This is a genomic window from Citrobacter sp. Cu096, assembly GCF_030332285.1.
Classification (GTDB): Bacteria; Pseudomonadota; Gammaproteobacteria; order Enterobacterales; family Enterobacteriaceae; genus Citrobacter; species Citrobacter meridianamericanus.
On the sequence record NZ_JAOWID010000023.1, the window covers coordinates 97,045 to 122,488 of the forward strand.

Consider the following 25,444-nt stretch of genomic DNA (forward strand, 5'->3'; position numbering starts at 1 on the left):
CTCGCCCCCTTACTCGAAGTTGCCGGTAACCTGGCACTCGCCATTCCGTAGCAACGGCTTACCCGCAGCAAACAGATGGGCCAGCGAGAGGTCATCGTTGAGTACACAAATATCGGCACGTTCCCCGGCGCAGAGTACACCACCGGAAATACCCAGCGAGCGCGCCACGTTTGCCGTCAACATCGCAATCGCCTGTGGCACCGGAATCCCCACATCAATCAGGCGAGGAAGCAGATTAAGGTTACCTGCGACCGGTGCTGCGCTTAAACCTTCCACGATCCCCTGAGCGTTAAACCGCGGAACGCTACCATTACCATCAGAGCTGATCGTGATGCGATCGGCCGGGACCTGGGCTTCCAGAGCATGGAGGATCGCCTGTTCCTGAGGCATGAAGCGACTACCACCGGATGTCACGTCAATATGGCCGCCGCGATGGGCGAAAGCAATTGCCTGTTCAAACAAGGGCTCTGTTCTCGCTACATGGGTTGGTGAAATGTGGTGAATCGGAATGCCTGCATCACACAGTTCAATAAGCTGTGACATCCCTTCTGGCAGATTCCCCAGGTGAACATGCAGCAACCCTTTTTTCCCTGCCAGCAGGGAAGCTACGCGGATATCACTGACTATCCTCAGTAATTCCTGGAAAGAGGGGTAAGAACCACGGTGATCGGCGAGGGCGATTTTTACGCCAAGAATCGCCGGAATGAACGTCATATCATCGCGGATGGATCGCGTAATGGTTGGGCTAGGTACCGCGTAGGCTCCCGTATGCATAAACGCGCGTAATCCCTCAAGGTTGAGCGATTGCATTTTAGCGTAGAGATCTTTGGGGGAACGAGAAATGGCATCGGTACCCAACACGCCGACAACCGTGGTAATACCTGCCTGAATCAGGTCTCGCAGCTTAACGGCTGGCGTGCGACTGGCAAATCCGGCTTCGCCACCGCCACCGGTAAGATGGACATGCTGATCGATGATGCCAGGGATAATCCATTTCCCCCGACAATCAATGACCTCGTCGACACTATCAAACAGAGAAATATCTTTTTCCACCGCAACAATGCGGTCGGCATGAATGAGCAGGGAGCAGAGGCCTAAATCCTCCGGAGAAAAAATACGGGCATTGGTCAATAAAGTAAACATATCGGTCCTGTCAAACGTCGAGGGTGAGAGTCGGCAGGTGAAACGGAATATTGTTGTTATGATGCCCACCATAAAGCCATTACTATAACTATGACTATTACCAATTTGTTATTGGAGGATGCGGTTATGGCATGGTGGAGAGTTCAACGTGGATTGTAAGTGGCTGGAAGATTTTCTGGCATTGAGTCAGCATGGAAACTACTCTCAGGCCGCAGCGCAGCGGCATATTACTCAACCAGCGCTCAGTCGCCGTATAAAGGCGCTGGAAGAGGTGTTGGGGGTGCCATTGTTTGACCGGACCACGACTCCCGTTACGCTGACGCATTATGGTGAGCGCTTTGAACCGTATGCCCGGCACGTCCTCAGCACGTTAACAGAGGCGCGCCACGAGCTGGCGGCGATGATGCCAGCAACGGACAATACGCTGGTAATGGTTAGCCTGCATACGCTGTCGGTGAATATCTTGCCGGATATGATCAACTATCTGCGACAAAGTGAACCGCAGTTAAATTTCACGGTAAATGCCAGCATTCAGGGGATAGACAACCACTTTAACGCCCTGATAGACCGGCAAATCGATCTGCTGGTGACATATGATTTGCCGTCTGCGCAGCCGGGGCTGGAGATCGCCGGAGGATTAAAGCGTTCGCTATGGCGATATGAGCGATTTATACCGGTTATTTCTGCGCAACTTGCTAATGTGCTTAACGATCTGCATGCACCGATCCCGTGGCTTTGCTACAGCGATTACACCTTTGTCAGACGCATTATTGAGCCAGCTGAACAGCGTGTTCGCCCACGTCTGAAAAAAGTGTTTGAGAGTGGTTTAAGCGAAACAATACGAGAAATGGTTCTACGCCATATGGGGATGGCATGGTTACCCGAGTCGATGGTGGCGGAGGAGCTGGTGAATCAGCAAATTATTCATTGCTGGCCGGAAAACGCAGATCTGATTTGTGAAATCCCCGTTGTGGTATGGGCGAATCTTGACGATCAACGTGCCGTCATGCAGAGATGCTGGGAGAAGTTGCTGCGTTTTTGATTGATGTGGCGATTTTTTCCGCAGTTGATACAATGCTAACAAATTGCCCTTGCGAAGGTTATTCGCTTTGGTTAGTATTCACACCCGCTTCAGTGGGAAACAGTAAATATTCCCGCTTTAATGGTCGAAGCATTGTACGCGGCAACTCCGCAAGGAACAGGTTGATTATGCACGAAGCTCTTTTAGTAGTTTTCCTTATTGTGGCAATTGGCCTGGTAGGCTTGATCATGCTGCAGCAAGGCAAAGGCGCTGATATGGGAGCCTCTTTTGGCGCAGGCGCTTCTGGTACTCTGTTTGGTTCAAGTGGTTCTGGTAACTTCATGACCCGTATGACAGCTGTATTAGGAACCTTGTTCTTCATTATCAGTCTGGTGCTGGGTAACATGAACAGCAACAAGACCAATAAAGGAAGTGAGTGGGAAAATCTGAGCGCACCGGTGAAAACCGAGCAAACTCAGCCAGCTGCTCCGGCTCAGCCGACCAGCGACATCCCACGCTAAGTATTCTGTACCGAGGTGGTGGAATTGGTAGACACGCTACCTTGAGGTGGTAGTGCCCTAACGGGCTTGTGGGTTCGAGTCCCATCCTCGGTACCAAATTCCGAAAAAAAGATGCTGAAAAGCGTCTTTTTTTTCGTCTGTCATTTGTAGCTGTGCTGTAGGCCTGATAAGGCGTTTACGCCGCCATCCGACATTATTACAAGCCATATCTCTCATATTCCGCGCATAAAAAAGGCCGCTTTTGCGGCCTTAAGATGATGAATGTTTATTTCGCTTTGTTTTCCAGATTCTCAACCTGCGGCAGGCCGGTTGCGGAAGAGGCGGTGAGCAGGCCAGACTGCGCGTAGCCAAACAGCTTCTCGCGGGTATCGGTGATATCCAGATTACGCATGGTCAACTGACCGATACGATCGTCCGGAGAGAATACCGAATCGCCTTTTTCCATGGTCAGACGTTCTGGTTTGTAAGTCAGATTGTCTGACACGGTGTTGAGGATTGAGTAGTCATTACCGCGACGCAGTTCCAGCGTAACTTCACCCGTAATCTGGCTGGCAACCCAACGCTGTAGACCATCACGTAGCATCAGCGCCTGAGAGTCGAACCAGCGGCCCTGATACAACAGACGACCCAACTGGCGACCGTGCGCGTGATACTGCTCGATGGTGTCTTCGTTGTGAATACCGGTCAGCAGACGCTCGTAGGCGATATGCAGCAACGCCATCCCCGGGGCTTCGTAAATGCCGCGGCTCTTCGCTTCAATAATACGGTTTTCAATCTGATCGCTCATACCCAGACCGTGACGGCCACCGATACGGTTGGCTTCCAGCATCATCTCAACGTCGTCGCTGAAGGTTTTACCGTTCAGTGCAACCGGATGACCCTGCTCAAAACGTACGGTAACTTCTTCTGCTGGGATCTTCACGCTCTCATCCCAGAATTTCACGCCCATAATCGGATTGACGATTTTGACGCTGGAGTTCAGGAACTCGAGATCTTTAGCTTCGTGGGTCGCGCCGAGCATATTGGAGTCTGTGGAGTACGCTTTCTCAACGGACATTTTGTAGTCGAAACCACAGGCAATCATAAATTCAGACATCTCATGGCGACCGCCGAGTTCGTCGATGAAGTCGGTATCCAGCCATGGTTTGTAAATCTGCAGTTCGGCGTTGGTCAGCAGACCGTAACGATAGAAACGTTCAATATCGTTCCCTTTATAGGTGCTGCCGTCACCCCAGATATTTACGCCATCTTCTTTCATGGCAGCAACCAGCATGGTGCCAGTGACTGCACGGCCCAGCGGAGTGGTATTGAAATAGGTTAGTCCGCCGGTGGTATTGTGGAATGCACCGCACTGAATGGCTGCGATCCCTTCGGCAACCAGCTGCTTACGGCAATCTACCAGGCGAGCATTCTCAGCACCATATTCCATTGCACGGCGAGGGATGGCGTCATAGTCATCCTCATCTGGCTGGCCCAAATTCGCAGTATATGCATATGGGACAGCCCCTTTTTGTCGCATCCACAGCAGTGCTGCACTGGTGTCCAGGCCGCCGGAAAAAGCGATACCAATACGTTGACCTACCGGGAGATGCTTGAGAATCGTCGTCATAAAATAAAACCCTGCTTGATAGACTGGTGAAGAGGTCGGCTTATTATACTGATTGCATTTTTATGCAAAATAAATGAGTTTTCATTTAATCATCTTTTCTGGGTGACAGGAAGAGTTTAGTGATAATTTCGTTAAATAACGGCGTGGATAGCATATTTATCTTGCTGAACATCCGCGGGCCAGCATTCATTGATTTGCATAGTCGTAACAAGGTTGACATACCGCATAGTGAATCAATATACTGTGCGCAGATTTTACGTCCCGTCCTCGGTACCAAATCCCAGCAGTATTTGCATTTTTTACCCAAAACGCGTAAAATTTGCCACGTTTCAGGCGCGGGGTGGAGCAGCCTGGTAGCTCGTCGGGCTCATAACCCGAAGGTCGTCGGTTCAAATCCGGCCCCCGCAACCACTTTCCCTTAGAGTTCTTTTTCAAATATACTGTGAAGACTTAGGCCTTCGTAGCTGGATTTGAAAAAAATTCTTTCGGAAGGTTCTCCGAACCGCAGGTGCGGTTATAGGGTTCAGTTATCTAAAGCCCCGATTTATCGGGGTTTTTTGTTATCTGACTACAGAATAACTGGGCTTTAGGCCCTTTTTTTATGTCTTGGGGGTGGGCTTGTCCACATTAGAGCAAAAATTAACAGAGATGATTACAGCGCCAGTTGAAGCTCTGGGCTACGAACTAGTCGGCATCGAATTTATTCGCGGTCGCACATCCACACTGCGCATCTATATTGATAGTGAAGATGGCATCAATGTTGATGATTGTGCTGATGTGAGCCATCAGGTAAGCGCCGTGATGGATGTCGAAGACCCGATCACCGTTGCCTATAACCTGGAAGTCTCCTCTCCGGGTCTCGACCGTCCTTTGTTCACCGCTGAACACTACGTGCGTTTCCTGGGTGAAGAAGTCACGCTGGTTCTTCGTATGGCTGTACAAAACCGCCGTAAATGGCAGGGCGTTATCAAAGCGGTGGACGGTGAGATGATCACGGTCACAGTCGACGGTAAAGATGAAGTGTTCGCGCTGAGTAATATCCAGAAGGCGAACCTGGTTCCCCACTTTTAACAGTCTGGATTGAGGTGAAAAGCCCGCGATGAACAAAGAAATTTTGGCTGTTGTTGAAGCCGTATCCAACGAAAAAGCGCTGCCACGCGAGAAAATTTTTGAAGCGCTGGAAAGTGCGCTGGCTACAGCAACAAAGAAAAAATATGAGCAAGAGATCGACGTTCGCGTAGAAATCGATCGTAAAAGCGGTGATTTCGATACCTTCCGTCGTTGGGTAATCGTAGAAGAAGTTACTCAGCCGACTAAAGAAATTACGCTGGAAGCAGCACGTTTCGAAGACGAAAGTCTGAACGTGGGCGAATATGTTGAAGATCAGATTGAGTCTGTCACCTTTGACCGTATCACCACCCAGACCGCGAAACAGGTTATCGTACAGAAAGTACGTGAAGCTGAACGTGCAATGGTTGTTGATCAATTCCGCGAGCACGAAGGCGAAATCGTTACTGGCGTGGTGAAGAAAGTAAACCGCGACAACATTTCTCTGGATCTGGGCAGCAATGCTGAAGCCGTGATCCTGCGTGAAGACATGCTGCCGCGTGAAAACTTCCGTCCAGGTGACCGTATTCGTGGCGTTCTGTACTCTGTACGCCCGGAAGCGCGCGGTGCGCAACTGTTCGTAACCCGTTCCAAACCGGAAATGCTGGTTGAACTGTTCCGCATCGAAGTGCCGGAAATTGGCGAAGAAGTGATCGAAATTAAAGCGGCAGCCCGCGATCCTGGATCGCGTGCGAAAATCGCCGTTAAGACCAACGACAAGCGTATTGATCCGGTCGGTGCGTGTGTGGGTATGCGCGGTGCGCGCGTTCAGGCGGTTTCTACCGAACTGGGCGGCGAGCGTATTGATATCGTCCTGTGGGATGATAACCCGGCGCAGTTCGTGATTAACGCAATGGCACCAGCAGACGTCGCTTCTATCGTGGTGGATGAAGACAAACACACCATGGATATCGCGGTTGAAGCCGGTAACCTGGCGCAGGCGATTGGACGTAATGGTCAGAACGTCCGCCTGGCTTCACAACTGAGCGGTTGGGAACTCAACGTGATGACCGTTGATGACCTGCAGGCGAAGCATCAGGCTGAAGCACATGCAGCCATTGACACCTTCACCAAATATCTCGATATCGATGAAGATTTCGCGACAGTTCTGGTGGAAGAAGGTTTTGCGACGCTGGAAGAACTGGCCTACGTGCCAATGAAAGAGCTGCTGGAAATTGACGGCCTGGATGAACAGACCGTTGAAGCGCTGCGCGAGCGTGCTAAAAACGCACTGACCACTCTGGCACTGGCCCAGGAAGAAAGCCTCGGTGATAACAAACCGGCTGACGATCTGCTGAATCTGGAAGGATTGGATCGTGAGATGGCCTTCAAACTGGCTGCCCGTGGTGTTTGTACGCTGGAAGATCTCGCTGAACAGGGCATTGATGATCTGGCTGATATCGAAGGGTTGACCGACGAAAAAGCCGGTGAGCTGATTATGGCTGCCCGTAATATTTGCTGGTTCGGCGACGAAGCGTAATAAACTGTAGCAGGAAGGAACAGTATGACAGATGTAACCGTAAAAACGCTGGCTGCAGAGATACAGACCTCCGTGGATCGCCTGGTACAGCAATTTGCTGATGCAGGTATCCCGAAGTCTGCTGACGACTCTGTATCCGCACAAGAGAAACAAACCTTACTGGCGCACCTGAACCGTGAAAACGGCTCAGCGCCGGATAAGTTGACATTGCAGCGTAAAACGCGCAGTACTCTCAATATTCCAGGTACCGGTGGGAAAAGCAAATCGGTACAAATCGAAGTCCGCAAGACACGCACCTTTGTGAAACGCGATCCGCAAGAGGCTGAACGCCTGGCCGCGGAAGAGCAGGCGCAGCGTGAAGCGGAAGAGCAAGCCCGTCGTGAGGCAGAAGAAGCTGCCAAACGCGAGGCGCAACAAAAAGCCGAACGTGAGGCCGCAGAACAAGCTAAGCGTGAAGCCGCTGATAAAGCGAAACGTGAAGCTGCGGAAAAAGACAAAGTGAGCAATCAACAGACCGACGATATGACTAAAACCGCCCAGGCCGAAAAAGCCCGCCGTGAAAATGAAGCCGCTGAACTGAAGCGTAAAGCGGAAGAAGAAGCACGTCGCAAGCTTGAAGAAGAAGCGCGCCGCGTAGCGGAAGAAGCTCGCCGTATGGCGGAAGAAAACGAGAAAAATGGTGTGAATAACGCTGAACCTGTTGAAGATACCAGCGATTATCACGTCACCACTTCCCAGCATGCTCGCCAGGCTGAAGACGAGAACGATCGTGAAGTTGAAGGCGGTCGTGGTCGTACTCGCAGCGCGAAAGCCGCGCGTCCGGCGAAAAAAGGCAACAAACACGCTGAATCTAAAGCTGACCGTGAAGAAGCGCGTGCAGCGGTTCGCGGTGGTAAAGGCGGTAAGCAGCGTAAAGGTTCCGCTCTGCAGCAGGGCTTCCAGAAGCCGGCTCAGGCCGTTAACCGTGACGTTGTGATCGGCGAAACCATCACCGTTGGCGATCTGGCGAACAAGATGGCAGTTAAAGGCTCTCAGGTCATCAAAGCGATGATGAAACTGGGTGCAATGGCGACCATCAACCAGGTCATCGACCAGGAAACCGCACAGCTGGTTGCCGAAGAGATGGGCCATAAAGTTATCCTGCGTCGTGAAAACGAGCTGGAAGAAGCAGTAATGAGCGACCGTGACACCGGCGCAGCGGCTGAACCGCGCGCACCGGTAGTCACCATCATGGGTCACGTTGACCACGGTAAAACGTCTCTGCTGGACTACATTCGTTCTACGAAAGTGGCCTCTGGCGAAGCAGGCGGCATCACTCAGCACATCGGTGCGTACCACGTTGAAACTGACAACGGTATGATCACCTTCCTGGATACTCCGGGTCACGCCGCGTTTACCTCCATGCGTGCTCGTGGTGCTCAGGCAACGGATATCGTTGTTCTGGTTGTTGCAGCAGACGACGGCGTGATGCCGCAGACTATCGAAGCAATCCAGCACGCGAAAGCGGCAGGTGTGCCGGTAGTGGTTGCAGTCAACAAGATCGATAAACCAGAAGCGGATCCTGATCGCGTTAAAAACGAACTGTCCCAGTACGGCATCATGCCGGAAGAGTGGGGCGGCGAGAGCCAGTTCGTCCATGTTTCTGCGAAAGCGGGTACCGGTATCGATGAGCTGCTGGATGCTATTCTGCTGCAGGCTGAAGTTCTGGAACTGAAGGCTGTCCGTAAAGGTATGGCGAGCGGTGCGGTTATCGAATCCTTCCTGGATAAAGGTCGTGGTCCGGTTGCTACCGTACTGGTGCGTGAAGGTACGCTGCACAAAGGCGACATCGTACTCTGTGGTTTTGAATACGGTCGCGTTCGTGCGATGCGTAACGAATTGGGTCAGGAAGTCCTGGAAGCAGGTCCGTCCATTCCGGTGGAAATCCTCGGTCTGTCCGGTGTTCCGGCGGCCGGTGACGAAGTCACCGTGGTTCGTGACGAGAAGAAAGCCCGTGAAGTTGCACTGTATCGTCAGGGCAAATTCCGTGAAGTTAAACTGGCTCGTCAGCAGAAATCTAAACTTGAAAACATGTTCGCTAACATGACTGATGGTGAAGTTCACGAAGTGAACATCGTCCTGAAAGCCGACGTGCAGGGTTCTGTCGAAGCGATTTCCGACTCTTTACTGAAACTGTCTACCGACGAAGTAAAAGTGAAGATCATCGGTTCCGGCGTGGGTGGTATCACCGAAACCGACGCGACCCTGGCTGCGGCATCCAACGCGATTCTGGTTGGCTTCAACGTCCGTGCTGATGCCTCTGCACGCAAAGTTATCGAATCTGAAAGCCTGGATCTGCGTTACTACTCCGTCATCTATCATCTGATCGACGAAGTGAAAGCGGCGATGAGCGGCATGCTGTCTCCGGAGCTGAAACAGCAGATCATCGGTCTGGCTGAAGTTCGTGATGTGTTCAAATCACCGAAATTCGGCGCTATCGCAGGCTGTATGGTTACCGAAGGTACGATTAAACGTCACAACCCAATCCGCGTACTGCGCGATAACGTGGTTATCTATGAAGGCGAGCTGGAATCCCTGCGCCGCTTCAAAGATGACGTCAACGAAGTCCGTAACGGCATGGAATGTGGTATCGGCGTTAAGAACTACAACGATGTTCGCGTTGGCGATATGATCGAAGTGTTCGAGATCATCGAGATCAAACGTACCATCGCATAATCTTCGTCGTCTTTTGGGCCGCAACTTGCAGCCCAAAATCCTGAGAAGATGAATAAGCGTAGGCCGGGTAAGCGAAGCGCCACCCGGCAAGAAATTTAAAAAGGGGCTTATTGCCCCTTTTTTGTCTTTATTCTGGAGAATTTATTATGGCGAAAGAATTTGGTCGCCCACAGCGTGTCGCGCAGGAGATGCAGAAAGAAATCGCACTCATCCTGCAACGCGAAATCAAAGACCCACGCGTGGGCATGATGACTACCGTGTCTGGTGTTGAGATGTCCCGTGATCTGGCCTATGCCAAAGTGTTCGTGACCTTCCTTAACGACCAGGACGAAGCGGCCGTGAAAAACGGCATTAAGGCACTGCAGGAAGCTTCTGGTTTTATCCGCTCTCTGCTGGGTAAAGCCATGCGTCTGCGAATCGTGCCTGAGTTGACCTTCTTCTACGACAACTCGCTGGTAGAAGGGATGCGCATGTCCAACCTGGTGACCAGCGTGGTGAAACATGACGATGAGCGTCGTGTGAACCCAGCGGACGACAGCAAGGAGGACTGATGAGTCGTCCTCGTCGTCGTGGTCGCGACATTCACGGTGTTCTGCTGCTGGACAAACCGCAAGGCATGTCCAGCAATGACGTACTGCAAAAAGTAAAGCGCATCTATAATGCCAACCGCGCGGGACATACCGGCGCGCTGGATCCGCTGGCGACAGGCATGCTGCCTATCTGCCTCGGTGAAGCGACGAAATTTTCACAGTACTTGCTGGATTCTGATAAACGCTATCGTGTGGTTGCCCGTCTGGGTCAGCGTACTGATACCTCTGATGCCGATGGGCAAATCGTGCAGGAACGTCCGGTAACTTTCACCGCTGAGCAGCTTGCAAGTGCGCTGGAGACTTTCCGCGGCGATATCGAGCAGATTCCCTCAATGTATTCGGCGCTGAAGTATCAGGGTAAGAAGCTGTACGAATATGCGCGTCAGGGTATTGAAGTTCCGCGTGAAGCGCGACCGATTACCGTCTATGAGCTGTTGTTTATTCGCCACGAAGGTAACGAGCTGGAACTGGAAGTTCACTGCTCCAAAGGCACCTATATTCGCACCATCGTTGACGATCTCGGTGAGAAGCTGGGCTGCGGCGCACACGTAACGTATCTGCGTCGTCTGACGGTCAGCAAGTATCCGGTGGATCGTATGGTCACGCTGGAGCATTTGCGTGAACTGGCTGAACAGGCCGAACAGCAAAATATTCCGGCGGCGCAGTTGCTTGATCCTTTGCTGATGCCAATGGACAGTCCGGCATCGGACTATCCGGTGGTTAATTTGCCTTTAACATCGTCGGTTTACTTTAAAAATGGTAACCCGGTACGTACGACAGGTGCCCCGCTGGAAGGCTTGGTGCGTGTGACGGAAGGCGATGACGGTAAATTTATTGGCATGGGGGAGATCGACGATGAAGGTCGCGTCGCCCCCCGTCGCCTGGTGGTTGAATATCCGGCATAACGCTCTCTGTCTTGCGATAAAAGGGCGCTGCGAGTAGAATACTGCCGCTTAACGTCGCGTAAATTGTTTAACAATGTGCGTGGCGTATACACAAAATCATTTGAGCTGCATCAAGGCGGCAAGTCTGAGAATCCTTAGGAGCTTACTTAGGTAAGTGACTGAGGTGAGCGGACGCAGCCAACGCAGAGTCAGTTTGAAGGATAAAGTGTATACACTGGGATAGCTGAATTAGAGATCGGCATCCTTTCATTCTTAACACTTTGGAGTTTTAAAATGTCTCTAAGTACTGAAGCTACCGCTAAAATCGTTTCTGAGTTTGGTCGTGATGCAAACGACACCGGTTCTACCGATGTTCAGGTTGCTCTGTTGACTGCACAGATTAACCACCTGCAGGGCCACTTTGCAGAGCACAAAAAAGATCACCACAGCCGTCGTGGTCTGCTGCGCATGGTTTCTCAGCGTCGTAAACTGCTCGACTACCTGAAACGTAAAGATGTTGCACGTTACACCGCGCTGATCGAGCGTCTGGGTCTGCGTCGCTAATTCTTTCGAGTTTCAGAAAGAGGGGGCCTTCATGGCCCCTTTTTTCCAGCAGATGGCAGCAATTCGCTGGAAACTAATGTATTGTTGCTATGAATGATCTTCCGTTGCAGAGGTTCGCGCGGCTAATGAGAGGCTTTACTCATGCTTATGGGTTAGGGTTGTCATTAGTCGCGAGGATGCGCAGAAGATCGGGTATTAACGATGGCGCAAAAATGTGCCGTCAAAAAATAGAGAAAGGATATTATTTTGCTTAATCCGATCGTTCGTAAATTCCAGTACGGTCAGCATACCGTTACGCTGGAAACCGGCATGATGGCGCGTCAGGCGACTGCCGCTGTTATGGTTAGCATGGATGACACTGCGGTATTCGTTACCGTTGTTGGCCAGAAAAAAGCGAAACCAGGCCAGGATTTCTTCCCGCTGACCGTTAACTATCAGGAGCGTACCTACGCTGCTGGCCGTATCCCGGGTAGCTTCTTCCGTCGTGAGGGCCGTCCGAGTGAAGGCGAAACCCTGATCGCGCGTCTGATTGACCGCCCGGTTCGTCCACTGTTCCCGGAAGGCTTCGTTAACGAAGTTCAGGTTATCGCGACTGTTGTTTCTGTTAACCCGCAGGTTAACCCGGACATCGTGGCGATGATTGGTGCATCTGCTGCACTGACTCTGTCTGGCATCCCATTCAACGGCCCGATCGGTGCTGCACGTGTTGGTTACATCAATGACCAGTACGTACTGAACCCGACCCAGGACGAACTGAAAGAAAGCAAGCTGGACCTGGTGGTTGCTGGTACAGAAGCTGCTGTACTGATGGTTGAATCTGAAGCTGAACTGCTGAGCGAAGACCAGATGCTGGGCGCTGTGGTATTCGGTCACGAACAGCAGCAGGTTGTTATTCAGGCGATCAACGAGCTGGCGAAAGAAGCTGGCAAACCGCGTTGGGACTGGCAGCCAGAAGCCGTAAACGAAGCGCTGAACGCGCGCGTTGCCGCACTGGCAGAAGCTCGCCTGAGCGATGCTTACCGCATCACCGACAAACAAGAGCGTTACGCTCAGGTTGACGTGATCAAATCTGAAACCATCGCGACTCTGGTGGCTGAAGACGAAACCCTGGACGCTAACGAACTGGGTGAAATCCTGCACGCTATCGAGAAAAACGTTGTTCGTAGCCGCGTACTGGCAGGCGAGCCGCGTATCGACGGCCGTGAAAAAGACATGATCCGTGGTCTGGACGTGCGTACTGGCGTTCTGCCGCGTACCCACGGTTCCGCACTGTTCACCCGTGGTGAAACTCAGGCGCTGGTTACTGCGACCCTGGGCACCACCCGTGATGCGCAGAACCTCGACGAACTGATGGGTGAGCGTACTGACAACTTCCTGTTCCACTACAACTTCCCTCCGTACTGCGTAGGTGAAACCGGCATGGTCGGTTCTCCGAAGCGTCGTGAGATTGGTCACGGTCGTCTGGCGAAGCGTGGCGTGCTGGCAGTAATGCCGGAACTGGATAAATTCCCGTACACCGTGCGTGTGGTTTCTGAAATCACCGAATCTAACGGTTCTTCTTCCATGGCTTCCGTATGTGGCGCTTCCCTGGCGCTGATGGACGCAGGCGTGCCAATCAAAGCGGCCGTTGCGGGTATCGCGATGGGTCTGGTGAAAGAAGGCGACAACTATGTTGTGCTGTCTGACATCCTGGGCGACGAAGACCACCTGGGCGATATGGACTTCAAAGTGGCGGGTTCCCGCGACGGTATCTCTGCACTGCAGATGGATATCAAAATTGAAGGTATCACCAAAGAGATCATGCAGGTTGCTCTGAACCAGGCTAAAGGTGCGCGTCTGCACATCCTGGGTGTGATGGAACAAGCGATCAACGCACCGCGTGGCGATATCTCTGAATTTGCTCCGCGTATCCACACCATCAAGATCAGCCCGGACAAGATCAAAGACGTTATCGGTAAAGGCGGTTCTGTTATCCGTGCCCTGACCGAAGAAACCGGCACCACCATTGAAATCGAAGATGATGGTACCGTGAAGATTGCTGCGACCGACGGCGAAAAAGCGAAATATGCTATCCGTCGTATCGAAGAGATCACCGCAGAGATCGAAGTAGGCCGTATCTACAATGGTAAAGTGACCCGTATCGTTGACTTTGGCGCGTTCGTTGCTATCGGTGGCGGTAAAGAAGGTCTGGTCCACATCTCTCAGATCGCTGATAAGCGCGTTGAGAAAGTGACCGATTACCTGCAGATGGGCCAGGAAGTACCGGTCAAAGTTCTGGAAGTTGATCGCCAGGGCCGTGTACGTCTGAGCATTAAAGAAGCAACTGAGCAGTCTCAACCTGCAGGCGAACCGGAAGCTCCGGTAAGCCAACAGGGCGAGTAAGGTTGCCATTGCCCTCCGTGAAAGCGGAGGGCCTTTAACCCGGCAGGACGCCTTGTTAGCAACCGGGGAACCTGGACGTTCATTCAATCGTTGTCTTCGGGAGTGGGAAATGAAGCCTTTTTTGCGCTGGTGTTTCGTTGCGACAGCACTCACGCTGGCTGGATGCAGTAATTCCGCCTGGCGTAAGAGTGAAGTCCTCGCAGTACCATTGCAACCGACTTTGCAGCAGGAAGTGATTCTGGCACGTATGGAACAAATTCTTGCCAGTCGGGCTTTAACCGATGACGAACGCGCACAGCTTTTATATGAGCGCGGAGTGTTGTATGATAGTCTCGGTCTGAGGGCACTAGCGCGGAATGATTTTTCACAAGCGCTGGCAATCCGACCAGATATGCCTGAAGTATTCAATTACTTAGGTATATATTTAACGCAGGCAGGCAATTTTGATGCTGCCTATGAAGCGTTTGATTCTGTACTTGAGCTTGATCCAACTTACAACTACGCGCACTTAAATCGCGGTATCGCATTGTATTACGGCGGTCGCGACAAGTTAGCGCAAGATGATCTGCTAGCGTTTTATCAAGACGATCCCAATGATCCTTTCCGTAGTCTGTGGCTTTATCTCGCCGAGCAGAAGCTCGATGAGAAGCAGGCTAAAGAAGCGTTAAAGCAACGCTTTGAAAAATCGGATAAAGAGCAATGGGGATGGAACATTGTCGAGTTCTACCTGGGCAACATTAGCGAAGCAACGCTGATGGAACGCCTGAAGGCGGACGCAACGGATAACACCTCGCTCGCTGAGCATCTCAGTGAAACCAACTTCTATTTAGGTAAGTACTACCTAAGTCTGGGGGATTTGGACAACGCTACGGCATTGTTCAAACTGGCGGTGGCTAACAACGTGCATAACTTTGTTGAGCACCGATACGCATTGTTGGAATTATCGCTCCTGGGCCAGGACCAAGATGACCTGGCAGAATCGGACCAGCAATAGCTGACGTACACATCAGCCCGTAATCTTTTTTGATTGCCATCACCTTCACGGGTGAGGGCGTTGTTGTTCGTTAATACACCTACTTTGAGCCGGTTCACACTTTTCAATGAAAATTGCAGATCAATTTCATGATGAGTTATGTAGACTGGCCGCCATTAATTTTGAGGCACACGTACTACATGGCTGAATTCGAAACCACTTTTGCAGATCTGGGCCTGAAGGCTCCTATCCTTGAAGCCCTTAACGATCTGGGTTACGAAAAACCATCTCCAATCCAGGCAGAGTGCATTCCGCATCTGCTGGGCGGTCGCGATGTTCTGGGTATGGCCCAGACGGGTAGCGGCAAAACTGCAGCGTTCTCTTTACCGCTGCTCAACAATCTTGATCCTGAGCTGAAGGCACCTCAGATTCTGGTGCTGGCACCGACCCGCGAACTGGCGGTTCAGGTTGCAGAAGCCATGACGGATTTCTCTAAACACATGCGCGGCGTGAACGTGGTTGCCCTGTACGGCGGCCAGCGTTATGACGTGCAATTACGTGCCCTGCGTCAGGGACCACAGATCGTCGTCGGTACGCCGGGCCGTCTGCTGGATCACCTGAAGCGCGGGACTCTGGACCTCTCTAAACTGAGCGGTCTGGTACTGGACGAAGCAGACGAAATGCTGCGTATGGGCTTCATCGAAGACGTTGAAACCATCATGGCGCAGATCCCGGAAGGTCATCAGACCGCTCTGTTCTCCGCGACTATGCCGGAAGCGATTCGTCGTATTACCCGCCGCTTTATGAAAGAGCCGCAGGAAGTACGCATTCAGTCCAGCGTTACCACACGTCCTGACATCAGCCAGAGCTACTGGACTGTCTGGGGCATGCGTAAAAATGAAGCGCTGGTGCGTTTCCTGGAAGCAGAAGATTTTGATGCGGCGATTATCTTCGTTCGTACCAAAAATGCGACCCTGGAAGTGGCAGAAGCGCTGGAGCGTAGCGGTTATAGCAGCGCTGCACTGAACGGCGACATGAACCAGTCCCTGCGTGAGCAGACTCTGGAACGTCTGAAAGATGGCCGTCTGGACATTCTGATTGCAACCGACGTTGCGGCCCGTGGCCTGGACGTTGAGCGTATCAGCCTGGTTGTTAACTACGACATCCCGATGGATTCCGAGTCTTACGTTCACCGTATCGGCCGTACTGGTCGTGCGGGTCGTGCTGGCCGTGCGCTGCTGTTCGTTGAGAACCGTGAGCGTCGTCTGCTGCGTAACATCGAACGCACCATGAAGCTGACGATTCCGGAAGTAGAACTGCCGAATGCAGAACTGCTGGGTAAACGCCGTCTGGAAAAATTCGCCGCTAAAGTACAGCAGCAGCTGGAAAGCAGCGATCTGGATCAGTACCGTGCTCTGCTGGCGAAAATGCAGCCGGAAGAAGAGCTGGATATCGAAACGCTGGCAGCCGCACTGCTGAAAATGGCTCAGGGCGAACGTCCGCTGATCCTGCCGCCAGATGCACCGATGCGTCCGAAACGCGAATTCCGCGACCGTGACGATCGTGGTCCGCGTGACCGCAACGATCGTGGCCCGCGTAATGACCGTGGTGGTGAAGATCGTCCGCGTCGTGAACGTCGTGACGTTGGCGATATGCAGCTGTACCGCATTGAAGTGGGCCGTGATGACGGTGTTGAAGTTCGTCATATCGTTGGCGCGATTGCTAACGAAGGCGATATCAGCAGCCGTTACATCGGTAACATCAAGCTGTTTGCTTCCCACTCCACCATCGAGCTGCCGAAAGGTATGCCGGGCGACGTGCTGCAGCACTTTACCCGTACTCGCATCCTGAACAAACCGATGAACATGCAGCTGGTTGGCGATGCAGTTCCGCACACCGGTGGTGAGCGTCGTGGCGGTGGCCGATTCAGCGGCGAGCGTCGTGAAGGTGGTCGTGGCGAAGGTCGTAATTTCAGCGGTGAGCGTCGTGAAGGCGGTCGTGGCGATGGTCGTCGTTTCAGCGGCGAACGCCGTGAAGGCAACCGTGGTCCGCGTCGTGACGATTCTTCTGCTCCGCGTCGTGATGACTCCGCTGGTCGTCGTCGTTTCGGCGGTGACGCATAAGTTTCACTGCGTAAAGTAATATATACAGCCCCGATCTCAACAATCGGGGCTTTTTTTATTTCATTTGTACTCGTGTACTGGTACAGTGCAGCACATTGAGATGTAGTCACAATATAAATGACTGGAGAGATGGCTAAATGGCAACACTAACCACCACCCAAACGTCACCTTCGCTGCTCGGCGGCGTGGTGATTATCGGCGGCACCATTATTGGCGCGGGGATGTTTTCTCTGCCAGTGGTCATGTCCGGGGCGTGGTTTTTCTGGTCAATGGCAGCGCTGATCTTCACCTGGTTCTGTATGCTGCATTCCGGACTGATGATCCTCGAAGCGAACCTTAATTACCGCATTGGTTCCAGCTTTGACACCATCACGAAAGATCTGCTGGGCAAAGGTTGGAACGTGGTGAACGGCATCTCGATCGCCTTCGTTCTCTATATCCTGACCTACGCCTATATTTCGGCGAGCGGCTCGATTCTGCATCACACTTTCTCCGAGATGTCGCTGAATGTTCCGGCGCGCGCGGCGGGTCTTGGCTTTGCACTGCTGGTGGCATTTGTGGTGTGGTTAAGCACCAAAGCGGTTAGCCGCATGACGGCGATTGTGCTGGGCGCGAAGGTGATTACCTTTTTCCTGACCTTTGGTAGTCTGCTGGGGCATGTTACGCCCACTACGCTGTTTAATGTGGCACAAAGCAATGCTTCGTATACACCGTACCTGCTGATGACGCTGCCGTTTTGCCTGGCCTCATTTGGTTATCACGGTAACGTCCCTAGCCTGATGAAGTACTACGGCAAAGATCCGAAGACCATTGTGAAATGTCTGGTGTATGGCACGCTGCTGGCGCTGGTGCTGTATACTGTATGGTTGCTGGGAACGATGGGTAATATTCCACGTCCGGAGTTTATCGGTATTGCGCAGCAGGGCGGTAACATTGATGTGTTGGTACAGGCGCTGAGCGGCGTACTGAACAGCCGCAGCCTTGATCTACTGTTAGTGGTGTTCTCTAACTTTGCAGTGGCGAGTTCATTCCTTGGCGTTACGCTCGGTCTGTTTGACTACCTGGCGGATCTGTTTGGCTTTGATGACTCGGCGATGGGGCGTTTTAAAACGGCATTGCTGACGTTTGTCCCGCCAATTGTGGGTGGCTTGCTGTGGCCGAACGGTTTCCTGTACGCCATTGGGTATGCAGGACTCGCGGCAACCATCTGGGCCGCCATTGTACCGGCGCTGCTGGCACGTAAATCCCGTGAGCGTTTCGGTAGCCCGAAATTCCGCGTCTGGGGCGGCAAGCCGATGATTGCGCTAATCCTGGTATTTGGTATCGGCAACGCGATTATCCATATTCTGTCGAGCGTGGATCTGTTACCGGTCTATCAGTAATCTCTTTTTTTCACCCTCTCCCTACCGGGAGAGGGCAACAACTTACCCAGCCAATTCTTCTTTCACCTGCATCGCCAAATCAAACGAATGTAGCCGTGCCTGATGATCGAAAATCTGGCCGTTAACCATAATTTCATCAGCCTGGGTTTCGCGTAAAATGGCATCGAGGCCGTGACGGACTTTCGCCTTATCGCCGACGAGCGACATGCTCAGCGCCTGTTGTACGCCATATTGCTCAGAAGCGGACCACAGCTGATGCATATTCTCTACCGGCGGCGGTAGCTGGCCAGTTTCGCCACGACGTAGTTTCACAAACGCTTGCTGCATTGAGGTGAAAAGAAATTCGGCATCGCGATTGCTGTCGGCGGCAATGATGTTGATGCACACCATCGCGTACGGTTTTGCCAGCCGCGCTGAGGGTTTGAATTGGGTGCGGTACAGATGCAGCGCCTGATGCAGCATATCCGGAGCAAAGTGCGAGGCGAAGGCAAACGGCAGGCCGAGCTGGGCTGCCAACTGTGCGCTGTACAGGCTGGAGCCTAATAACCAGACCGGGATCTGCTCGCCGTAGCCGGGAACCGGACGCACATGAGGGTTAGGATCGCGGGCGTCGAACCAGTCCAACAGTTCAGCTACGTCGCGTGGGAAGTTATCGATATCACCACTCATATGGCGGCGCAGTGCGCGCATCGTTGGCTGATCGCTCCCCGGCGCGCGGCCAAGCCCAAGATCGATGCGTCCCGGATACAGCGTATTCAAGGTACCGAACTGCTCGGCGATCACCAGCGGCGAATGATTAGGCAGCATAACACCGCCGGAACCAAGATGCAGCGTGGTGGTATTGGCTGCCAGATAGCCAATCAGCACTGAAGTTGCGGCGCTGGCGATGCCGGTCATGTTGTGATGCTCTGCCAGCCAGTAGCGGTGGTAGCCGCGCTTTTCGGCCAATCGGGCGAGATCAAGCGAGTGCGTGAAGGCCTCTTTCGCCGAAGAACCTTCAGGGATCGGCGCCAGATCCAACACCGAGAACGGAATAGTTTTGTCAGTCATAACGGCTCACTTTGTTACCGGTTAATCTTTTAATACTGCATTAAAATTTGATTACCGTTGTTAACAAAGTGAGCTTTTTTACGCCTGCAGCTCCAGACCCGCCAGTCGCTTCCAGTAGCCGTTGCAGTCACTGTGGGCGGCAAGCGGTAATGGGGCCGCGCCATTTTCATTGGCGCGGAACGCATCAAGCATGGCGAACGTTTCGCTGCCTGAGGGCGACAGACGCACAATATCAACCAGACCCTGCATTGATGTCAGCTCGTTGCCGAGGTTGTAAACATAACCGCTCATGGTCTGGATCCCGTTGAGCACAAAGACCTGCTGATTCTCCTGCGACAGCACATCGCGTCCGTTCGGGTATTTGATGCAGCAGGTTTCACATTCGTCTTTTGGACGATCTTCAGAGCGTGCGGTAAAGCAGCGGGCGGAGTACGCCAGTGGCAGATGCCCGTAGCTCAGTACCTCGACTTCAAATTGATTGCGAATGCCCAGCTCATCACACTGGCTGAGCAGGTTCACCAGCCAGTCACGGGATAACTCTACCGGCATACACCAGCGCACCATGCCCTGATTGAGCAGCAAACGCAGGGTTACCGCGTTATAACAGTTGAGCGCATGCCCAGCGACAAACGGCAGCTTACGCTCGGCGCACATGTTTACTACGCCGAGATCGCTGGCTTCCAGCAGGAAGTCGCCGTTTTCAACATAGCGCTTCAGCTCTCCCAGCTCAGAGGAGGCTTGCACCAGCGCCAGCGTCGACAGCACCACCTGTTTACCGCTGCCAGCGAGTGATTTCGCCATATCCAGCCAGTCGCCCACTTTGGTGGCGCGGCGTTTACTGCATACCGCTTCGCCAAGGTAGATAATGTCGGCCTGGCTTACGGCGGCCTGCTGATAAAAGTCTTCCAGCGTTTCTTTCGGCCAGTACCATAGCACTGGCCCTAAGGAATATTTCATTGCTTCTCTCACTGCCATTTACGGTGATAGGCGCCAAGCGTGGTTTGCGTGCCTTCGGACATTGAACCGAGCGTTTCCATCCACGCGCCCTGCGGGGCGTAGTTTTGCGGGTCGGCCATACAGCGGTCGATTGCCTGACGCCACACTTTCGCTACCTGACTGACATAGGCCGGGCTACGCTGACGCCCTTCGATTTTTACCGAAGCAATATTGGCCGCCAGCAGTTCCGGCAGCAGTTCCAGCGTATTCAGGCTGGTGGGTTCTTCCAGCGCATGGTAGCGCTCGCCATCAACCAGATAGCGGCCTTTACACAGCGTCGGATAACCGGCGTTTTCTCCGTCCTGATAGCGATCGATCAGCACTTCATTGAGGCGGGATTCCAGCCCTTGTTGGGTCTGCTGCCAGCGAACAAAACGAGCAGGAGAGCAGGCACCAACCGTGTTTGGAGATTCGCCTGTCAGATAGGACGAAAGATAGCAACGGCCTTCCGCCATAATGCACAGGCTGCCAAAGGCGAACACTTCCAGGGGAACTGGTGTGACGCGAGCGAGCTGCTTCACCTGATGAATAGACAGCACGCGCGGCAGCACCACGCGGGCAACGTCAAAGTTGCGATGGTAGAAATTAATCGCCTCTTCATTGGTTGCAGATGCCTGAACAGAGACATGGCGCTCAATATGCGGGTAGCGCTCTGCGGCATACTCAAGCATAGCGAGGTCGGCGAGGATCAGCGCATCTGCACCCAGTTGCGCCGCCATATCCACGGCACGTTGCCAGCGCGCGTAACCATCCGGATGCGCAAAGGTGTTAATCGCGATGTGCAGCTTACGGCGGTGCTGATGGACAAAATTCACCGCTTCCTGCAATTTTTTCTCGGTAAAATTAAGGCCGGCGAAATGACGGGCATTGGTATCATCTTTCAGCCCGATGTAGACAGCATCAGCGCCGTTCTCGATGGCCGCCTTAAGCGCCGGGAGGTTTCCGGCAGGGCAGAGCAGCTCCATAATTTATCCTGAACGTTGCGCCATGTAGGGCGCAGAAATGTTAACGAAGAGGGATTTTAGTTAACCTTGATGAGACAATTTTTGATTTAAGGCAGTTAAAGTCGTATTGGTGACACCAATAAAGAGGTAACAATTTCGTAGCGAATTGTTGATTTATGCCGCTATGTCGTTTATTTGATATGGCAAAATAGCAGGACTATTGAAACAGGGAGTAAAGCTCGTGTTGGATAAACTGCGTTCACGCTTAGTACATTTTGGTCCTTCTTTGATGAGTGTACCGGTTAAACTGACGCCCTTTGCGCTGAAGCGCCAGGTTCTGGAACAGGTCCTGAGCTGGCAGTTTAGTCAGGCGCTGGCCGATGGGGAGCTGGAGTTTCTCGACGGTCGCTGGCTGAGCATTCATGTGCGTGACATCGGCCTTAAATGGTATACCTCTGTTCAAAACGATAAACTGATCGTCAGCCAGAATGCAGATGCGGATGTCAGTTTTAGCGCGGATGCCAGCGATCTTCTGATGATCGCGGCACGTAAGCAGGATCCGGATACGCTGTTCTTCCAGCGTCGCCTGGTGATTGAAGGTGATACAGAATTAGGGCTGTATGTAAAAAATCTGATGGACGCCATCGAACTGGAGCAGATGCCTAAGGCGCTGCGCATCATGCTGATGCAGTTGGCGGATTTTGTTGAGGCGGGAATGAAAACAATGCCAGAAACCAAACAGACTTCGGTAGGTGAGCCATGCTGATTCGAGTTGAAATTCCCATTGATGCCCCTGGTATTGATGCGCTGCTGCGCCGTTCGTTTGAGAGCGATGCGGAAGCGAAACTAGTACACGACCTGCGTGAAGACGGGTTTTTAACGCTGGGTCTGGTTGCTACCGATGACGAAGGTCAGGTCGTGGGTTACGTCGCGTTCAGCCCTGTCGATGTCCAGGGCGAAGATCTGCAATGGGTCGGCATGGCGCCGCTGGCCGTGGATGAAAACTACCGTGGGCAGGGTCTGGCGCGTCAGCTGGTCTATGAAGGGCTTGATTCCCTGAACGAGTTTGGCTACGCCGCGGTGGTTACGCTGGGCGATCCGGCGCTGTACAGCCGCTTTGGCTTTGAGCTGGCTGCGCATCACGATCTGCATTGCCGTTGGCCGGGCACTGAAAGCGCATTCCAGGTTCATCGCCTGGCGGATGACGCGCTGGAAGGCGTGACGGGCCTTGTGGAATACCACGACCACTTCAATCGTTTTTAAGCTCCGGGGTTTGCAGGCTGCTCAGTAGCGCCTCAAGCCCTTCGCCGTCTACAAGGCGCTCTTTCTGCCGCTTGGTGAGCTGTTTGACGCGATACTCTATGCGCAGAGCCAGCGAACGGTCGCCGATCTGCGCCGCAAATGCCAACGTGAGTTCCCCCTTTCCGCGTAGTGCCTTCGCACCTTTCCCACTTTGATGCTGCTTATAGCGGCGCTGCACATCGGTGGTTATACCGGTGTATAAGGCGTTGTCTGCAGTACGGATCAGGTACAGATACCAGGGTGTCATTGTCACCATCGACGTGATAATTTTCAGGCCTACAGTATAAAAGAGAACAGAAATGGAAACACTGACTGCGGTGACCCGCTGGCTGGCAAAGCAGCATGTCGTGACCTGGTGCGTTCATCATGAAGGTGAATTGTGGTGCGCCAATGCGTTTTACCTGTTTGATGCGCAGAAGATGGCATTCTATGTGCTGACCGAAGATAAAACGCGCCATGCGCAAATGTCCGGGCCGCGCGCGCCGATTGCCGGCACGGTAAATGGTCAGCCCAAAACGGTCGCCCTGATTCGTGGCGTGCAGTTTAAGGGGGAGATTCGCCGTCTTGAAGGGCAGGAGAGTGACACCGCGCGTAACGCCTACAACCGCCGTTTCCCCGTCGCCAGAATGTTGCCAGCGCCCGTGTGGGAGATTCGACTGGATGAAGTCAAATTCACGGACAACACACTGGGCTTCGGTAAAAAGATGCACTGGCTACGTGATCTATAGTTAAAAGAGTGATTGAAGCGTCAGGGGAAAATAAACGATGAGCCAGGTGTTAATAACCGGTGCAACGGGTCTGGTGGGTGGACATTTATTGCGTATGTTGCTGAATGAACCTCGGGTCAATGCCATTACGGCGCCGACGCGTCGACCGCTGGCTGATACGGCTGGCATCTATAATCCCCACGATCCGCAGCTAACCGATGCTCTGGCGCAGGTTACCGATCCGGTCGATATCGTCTTTTGTTGTCTGGGAACGACCCGACGTGAAGCGGGCAGCAAAGAGGCATTTATCCACGCTGACTATACGCTGGTAGTGGATACGGCCCTGACGGGGCGTCGGCTGGGGGCCCAGCACATGTTGGTGGTGAGTTCGATGGGCGCTAATGCCAATTCGCCCTTTTTTTATAACCGGGTGAAAGGTGAAATGGAGCAGGCGCTGATTGCGCAGAATTGGCCGCGACTGACGATTGCCCGGCCTTCTATGCTTCTGGGGGATCGGGATAAACAGCGGGCGAATGAAATGTTTTTAGCGCCATTATTTCGGTTGCTGCCGGGTAACTGGAAGTCGATTGAAGCGCGTGATGTGGCGCGGGCTATGCTGGCAGAGGCGCTGGCACCAGGACCGGAAGGTGTTACGATAATGACCTCTTCCGGGCTGCGCGAACGGGCTAAATAAAATGCCGGATAACGTGCTCTGACGTCGTCATCCGGCATCTGTTATCATCTTACTTAATAAAGGTGAAGGCCGTCGTGACGCGTTTCACGCCGCTTACCCGGCTGGCGATGTCCGCCGCCGCCTTCGCTTCGCGCTCGGTCACCAGACCCAGCAGGAAGACTTCCCCATTTTCGGTCGTGACTTTCACGTTAGTGGATTTCACCTGATCGCTGGTCAGCAATTGTGAACGTACTTTGGTGGTGATCCAGGTATCGTTGGACGCATCGCCCAGGCCGATTGGCTGGCCTTGACGGATCTCATTAAAGACCTCTGTCGTACCCTCTACGCCCATCGCAATCTGTTTTGCCCGCGCAGACAGTTCGCTATTTGGCGACTGACCGACCAGTAGCACTTTACCCTGATACGCGCTCACGTTAATTCGCGTTTCTTTCTTGATCTGGGCATCTTTCGACAACGCCGTATTGACGCGTAACTCCAGGGTTCCATCATCTACCTGGGTGCCGACACTACGAGGGTCCGTCGCGGCTTTGGTGCCGACAGCAGCAGTTCCGACAACGGCAGCAGCGACACAGCCTTGCAGCAGCAGTGCAGCGATAATCACAGCAAGCGGCGAAAATGCCTTCATGTGTACTCCTTAATCATCCTGGTGAGGGAAAAGCGTGTTGTCGATGAGATCGCAAAGGCAGTTGACCGTCAGCATGTGCATTTCCTGAACGCGGGCGCTATGGTGTGAGGGGATACGGATTTCAACATCCTGCGGCCCCAGTAACCCGGCCAGCTCCCCTCCGTCATACCCGGTCAGCGCGACAATTGTCATGTCGCGTGTCACGGCGGCTTCAACGGCTTTTACGATATCGCGGCTATTACCACGCGTAGAGATTGCCAGCAGAACATCACCTGCATGTCCCAGCGCACGGACTTGTTTTGCATAAACTTCATCGTGCAGGCGATCGTTGGCAATCGCAGTTAAGACCACATTATCAGTATTTAGTGCAATCGCAGGTAAACTTGGGCGCTCTGTTTCAAAACGATTGATCATGCTGGCAGCAAAATGCTGTGCGTTGGCAGCGGACGTCCCATTACCACAACAGAGAATTTTGTTGCCATTGAGCAGGGACTGAACCAGCGTCATGGCTGCACGGGAGATCGCATCCGGAAGTGCTTCAGCCGCAGCTATCTGAGTTTGAATGCTTTCAGTAAAGCAGACTTTAATTCTATCTAACACGCTAATCCTTAAGAACCAGGCTCTGAATCTTC

25 protein-coding genes and 2 tRNA genes are annotated in these 25,444 nt (G+C 53.0%); 19 read left to right on the plus strand and 8 right to left on the minus strand.

The features are described from left to right. Window positions 1–9: 9 nt before the first annotated feature. On the minus strand, window positions 10–1,143 hold the full coding sequence (gene iadA, locus OGX99_RS09395; RefSeq protein WP_286543308.1) for a beta-aspartyl-peptidase: 1,134 nt from the start codon (window positions 1,141–1,143) through the stop codon (window positions 10–12). Window positions 1,144–1,291: 148 nt separating this feature from the next. On the opposite strand from iadA, the gene OGX99_RS09400 reads away from it, so the two are divergent. The 3 genes from OGX99_RS09400 (at window position 1,292) to OGX99_RS09410 (ending at window position 2,781) form a co-directional block, all read left to right on the plus strand. After that, the gene (locus tag OGX99_RS09400; RefSeq protein WP_151217856.1) at window positions 1,292–2,185 is read left to right on the plus strand and encodes a LysR family transcriptional regulator; all 894 of its coding nucleotides are present in this window, start codon (window positions 1,292–1,294) and stop codon (window positions 2,183–2,185) included. 167 nt (window positions 2,186–2,352) lie between these two features. Further along, window positions 2,353–2,685: a preprotein translocase subunit SecG gene (gene secG / locus OGX99_RS09405; RefSeq protein ID WP_151217855.1), complete on the plus strand. Its 333-nt coding sequence runs from the start codon at window positions 2,353–2,355 to the stop codon at window positions 2,683–2,685. A gap of 9 nt (window positions 2,686–2,694) precedes the next feature. Beyond that, window positions 2,695–2,781: transfer RNA gene (locus tag OGX99_RS09410), tRNA-Leu, on the plus strand. Window positions 2,782–2,950: 169 nt separating this feature from the next. On the opposite strand, the gene argG is transcribed toward OGX99_RS09410, so the two are convergent. Beyond that, on the minus strand, window positions 2,951–4,294 hold the full coding sequence (gene argG, locus OGX99_RS09415) for an argininosuccinate synthase (RefSeq protein ID WP_005131837.1): 1,344 nt from the start codon (window positions 4,292–4,294) through the stop codon (window positions 2,951–2,953). Between the two features lie 334 nt (window positions 4,295–4,628). On the opposite strand from argG, the gene OGX99_RS09420 reads away from it, so the two are divergent. From OGX99_RS09420 to mtr, 12 genes are all read left to right on the plus strand, one after another. Beyond that, window positions 4,629–4,705: transfer RNA gene (locus OGX99_RS09420), tRNA-Met, on the plus strand. 207 nt (window positions 4,706–4,912) lie between these two features. Further along, a complete protein-coding gene (gene rimP / locus OGX99_RS09425; RefSeq protein WP_061068860.1) occupies window positions 4,913–5,365 on the plus strand; it encodes a ribosome maturation factor RimP in 453 nt (150 codons plus the stop codon). Window positions 5,366–5,393: 28 nt separating this feature from the next. Further along, window positions 5,394–6,881, plus strand: coding sequence for a transcription termination factor NusA (nusA, locus tag OGX99_RS09430; protein WP_043017784.1), 1,488 nt, complete (start codon window positions 5,394–5,396; stop codon window positions 6,879–6,881). A gap of 24 nt (window positions 6,882–6,905) precedes the next feature. Continuing rightward, window positions 6,906–9,596, plus strand: coding sequence for a translation initiation factor IF-2 (infB, locus tag OGX99_RS09435; RefSeq protein ID WP_151217854.1), 2,691 nt, complete (start codon window positions 6,906–6,908; stop codon window positions 9,594–9,596). Window positions 9,597–9,742: 146 nt separating this feature from the next. After that, entirely contained in the window at window positions 9,743–10,147 is a 405-nt protein-coding gene (rbfA, locus tag OGX99_RS09440; protein WP_003024988.1) for a 30S ribosome-binding factor RbfA, read from the plus strand. Further along, a complete protein-coding gene (gene truB, locus OGX99_RS09445; RefSeq protein WP_151217853.1) occupies window positions 10,147–11,091 on the plus strand; it encodes a tRNA pseudouridine(55) synthase TruB in 945 nt (314 codons plus the stop codon). The genes rbfA and truB overlap by 1 nt, the downstream gene beginning before the upstream one ends. 273 nt (window positions 11,092–11,364) lie before the next feature. Then, window positions 11,365–11,634 carry a 30S ribosomal protein S15 gene (gene rpsO, locus OGX99_RS09450; protein ID WP_000059465.1) on the plus strand — a complete coding sequence of 90 codons (270 nt, stop codon included), beginning with the start codon at window positions 11,365–11,367 and terminating at the stop codon, window positions 11,632–11,634. Between the two features lie 246 nt (window positions 11,635–11,880). Then, complete coding sequence (pnp, locus tag OGX99_RS09455; protein ID WP_005131812.1) at window positions 11,881–14,016, plus strand: polyribonucleotide nucleotidyltransferase; 2,136 nt, start codon at window positions 11,881–11,883, stop codon at window positions 14,014–14,016. A gap of 109 nt (window positions 14,017–14,125) precedes the next feature. Beyond that, window positions 14,126–15,010 (plus strand): lipoprotein NlpI, encoded by an 885-nt coding sequence (gene nlpI, locus OGX99_RS09460; RefSeq protein WP_003024982.1) that lies wholly within the window; start codon window positions 14,126–14,128, stop codon window positions 15,008–15,010. Window positions 15,011–15,116: 106 nt separating this feature from the next. After that, window positions 15,117–15,197 carry a protein YrbN gene (yrbN, locus tag OGX99_RS09465; RefSeq protein WP_010723222.1) on the plus strand — a complete coding sequence of 27 codons (81 nt, stop codon included), beginning with the start codon at window positions 15,117–15,119 and terminating at the stop codon, window positions 15,195–15,197. Then, window positions 15,190–17,112, plus strand: coding sequence for an ATP-dependent RNA helicase DeaD (deaD, locus tag OGX99_RS09470; RefSeq protein WP_061068683.1), 1,923 nt, complete (start codon window positions 15,190–15,192; stop codon window positions 17,110–17,112). The genes yrbN and deaD overlap by 8 nt, the downstream gene beginning before the upstream one ends. A 137-nt stretch (window positions 17,113–17,249) precedes the next feature. After that, window positions 17,250–18,494 carry a tryptophan permease gene (gene mtr, locus OGX99_RS09475; RefSeq protein ID WP_151217852.1) on the plus strand — a complete coding sequence of 415 codons (1,245 nt, stop codon included), beginning with the start codon at window positions 17,250–17,252 and terminating at the stop codon, window positions 18,492–18,494. Window positions 18,495–18,536: 42 nt separating this feature from the next. On the opposite strand, the gene OGX99_RS09480 is transcribed toward mtr, so the two are convergent. The 3 genes from OGX99_RS09480 to ubiU form a co-directional block, all read right to left on the minus strand. Then, entirely contained in the window at window positions 18,537–19,544 is a 1,008-nt protein-coding gene (locus OGX99_RS09480; protein ID WP_187253324.1) for a luciferase-like monooxygenase, read from the minus strand. 78 nt (window positions 19,545–19,622) lie between these two features. After that, window positions 19,623–20,501 (minus strand): U32 family peptidase, encoded by an 879-nt coding sequence (locus OGX99_RS09485; protein WP_414237122.1) that lies wholly within the window; start codon window positions 20,499–20,501, stop codon window positions 19,623–19,625. A gap of 8 nt (window positions 20,502–20,509) precedes the next feature. Continuing rightward, window positions 20,510–21,505 (minus strand): ubiquinone anaerobic biosynthesis protein UbiU, encoded by a 996-nt coding sequence (gene ubiU / locus OGX99_RS09490; protein ID WP_187260111.1) that lies wholly within the window; start codon window positions 21,503–21,505, stop codon window positions 20,510–20,512. A gap of 220 nt (window positions 21,506–21,725) precedes the next feature. Here ubiU and ubiT point away from each other — a divergent pair, with 220 nt between their 5' ends. Together ubiT and OGX99_RS09500 are read left to right on the plus strand one after the other, a co-directional pair. After that, complete coding sequence (gene ubiT, locus OGX99_RS09495; protein ID WP_286543316.1) at window positions 21,726–22,250, plus strand: ubiquinone anaerobic biosynthesis accessory factor UbiT; 525 nt, start codon at window positions 21,726–21,728, stop codon at window positions 22,248–22,250. Further along, window positions 22,244–22,747 carry a GNAT family N-acetyltransferase gene (locus OGX99_RS09500; protein ID WP_003844854.1) on the plus strand — a complete coding sequence of 168 codons (504 nt, stop codon included), beginning with the start codon at window positions 22,244–22,246 and terminating at the stop codon, window positions 22,745–22,747. The genes ubiT and OGX99_RS09500 overlap by 7 nt, the downstream gene beginning before the upstream one ends. On the opposite strand, the gene OGX99_RS09505 is transcribed toward OGX99_RS09500, so the two are convergent. Then, window positions 22,734–23,042, minus strand: coding sequence for a GIY-YIG nuclease family protein (locus OGX99_RS09505; protein WP_276577183.1), 309 nt, complete (start codon window positions 23,040–23,042; stop codon window positions 22,734–22,736). The two genes, OGX99_RS09500 and OGX99_RS09505, sit on opposite strands and share 14 nt — an antisense overlap. A 43-nt stretch (window positions 23,043–23,085) precedes the next feature. Here OGX99_RS09505 and OGX99_RS09510 point away from each other — a divergent pair, with 43 nt between their 5' ends. Beyond that, the gene (locus OGX99_RS09510) at window positions 23,086–23,514 is read left to right on the plus strand and encodes a YhbP family protein (RefSeq protein ID WP_151224406.1); all 429 of its coding nucleotides are present in this window, start codon (window positions 23,086–23,088) and stop codon (window positions 23,512–23,514) included. A 37-nt stretch (window positions 23,515–23,551) separates the two neighbouring features. Beyond that, window positions 23,552–24,187 carry an NAD(P)H-binding protein gene (locus tag OGX99_RS09515; protein WP_210905437.1) on the plus strand — a complete coding sequence of 212 codons (636 nt, stop codon included), beginning with the start codon at window positions 23,552–23,554 and terminating at the stop codon, window positions 24,185–24,187. A 49-nt stretch (window positions 24,188–24,236) separates the two neighbouring features. On the opposite strand, the gene dolP is transcribed toward OGX99_RS09515, so the two are convergent. Further along, complete coding sequence (dolP, locus tag OGX99_RS09520) at window positions 24,237–24,812, minus strand: division/outer membrane stress-associated lipid-binding lipoprotein (RefSeq protein ID WP_151224405.1); 576 nt, start codon at window positions 24,810–24,812, stop codon at window positions 24,237–24,239. 9 nt (window positions 24,813–24,821) lie between these two features. Then, window positions 24,822–25,412, minus strand: a complete 591-nt coding sequence (gene diaA, locus OGX99_RS09525; RefSeq protein WP_003024948.1) for a DnaA initiator-associating protein DiaA — start codon at window positions 25,410–25,412, stop codon at window positions 24,822–24,824. Window positions 25,413–25,444 lie beyond the last annotated feature (32 nt).